Origin of the sequence: Neochlamydia sp. TUME1 (assembly GCF_000813645.1) — a bacterium.
Lineage (GTDB): Bacteria > Chlamydiota > Chlamydiia > Chlamydiales > Parachlamydiaceae > Neochlamydia.
Window position 1 is genome coordinate 1 of the sequence record NZ_JRXI01000237.1, and the last position, 1,367, is coordinate 1,367.

Genomic DNA, 1,367 nt, shown 5'->3' on the forward strand with positions numbered 1-1,367 from the left:
TTTAGCCAAGTCTTTTTCTCCTTTGGAATTTAAATGGAAAACAGAAGAAAAAAGAGGCTTAACGCTGGCTAATTACTCTTCCTATCTTGTAAATATTAATCGCCTTTTACTTTGGAAAAAACTTCCTGGCGGGGAAGAATACTTGAACCGAGAAGAAATTAAGCACTTGCCTCTAGAAAAAAAAGGGGAGCTTCTTAGAGATTGGATTGAAGAAAATTGTAAAAACATCACGACTTTAGATTTATCTAGATTAAGCTTGACTTATTTACCCCCAGAAATAGGCCAGCTATCTCAGCTGCAAACGCTTGACTTAAGAGAAAACCAGCTCGCCAGTCTGCCTGCAGAAATCGTTCAGCTGTCTCAACTACGAGAGCTTTACTTAAATCAAAACCAACTCACCGCTCTGCCTGCAGTAATAAGCCAATTGTCTCAGCTACAATTGCTTAACTTAAATCAAAACCAGCTCACCGCTCTGCTTACAGAAATCGGGCAGCTGTCTAAGCTGACACGGCTCGACTTAAATCAAAACCAGCTCACCGCTCTGCCTGCAGTAATAAGCCAATTGTCTCAGCTACAATTGCTTGACTTAAATCAAAACCAGCTTACCGCTCTGCCTACAGAAATTGGGCAGCTGTCTCAGCTGCAAGGGCTTTGGTTAAGCGGCAACCGGCTAACCGCTCTGCCTGCAGAAATCGGGCAATTGCCTCAGCTGCGAGGGCTTAACTTAAATCAAAACCAGCTCACCAGCCTTCCTGCAGAAATTGGACAGTTGTCTAATCTGCAATATCTTTACTCAAATCAAAACCAGCTCACCAGTCTGCCTGCAGAAATCGGTCAATTGTCTCAGCTGCGAGGGCTTTACTTAAATCAAAACCAGCTCACTAGCCTGCCTACAGAAATCGGACAGCTGTCTTATCTGCTACAGCTTCACTTAAGCCAAAACCAGCTCACCGCTCTGCCTGCAGAAATCGGGCGGCTGTCTCGGTCTCGGCTGGAATTTCTTGAATTAAATCAAAACCAGCTCACCACTCTTCCTGCAGAAATAGGTCAATTGTTTCAACTACGAGTGCTTGACTTAAATCAAAACCAGCTCACCAGCCTGCCTGAGGAAATATGGCAACTGTTTCAACTACGAGGGCTTAACTTAAATCAAAACAAGCTCACCAGCCTTCCTGCAGAAATAAGGCGGCTGTCTCAGCTGCAAGTGCTTTACTTAAATCAAAACCAGCTCACCAGCCTTCCTACAGAAATCGGGCAGCTGTCTGAGCTGCAAACGCTTAAATTAAATCAAAACCAGCTCACCGCTCTGCCTACAGAAATTGGGCAATTGCCTCAGCTGCAAGGGCTTTACTTAAATCAAAACCAGC

General features: G+C 44.4%; 1 protein-coding gene. It reads left to right on the forward strand.

What is annotated here, in order from left to right; translation table 11 throughout:
* A partial coding sequence (locus DB41_RS10305; RefSeq protein ID WP_052244130.1) for a leucine-rich repeat domain-containing protein occupies nucleotides 1-1,367 on the forward strand: 1,367 nt, incomplete at both ends.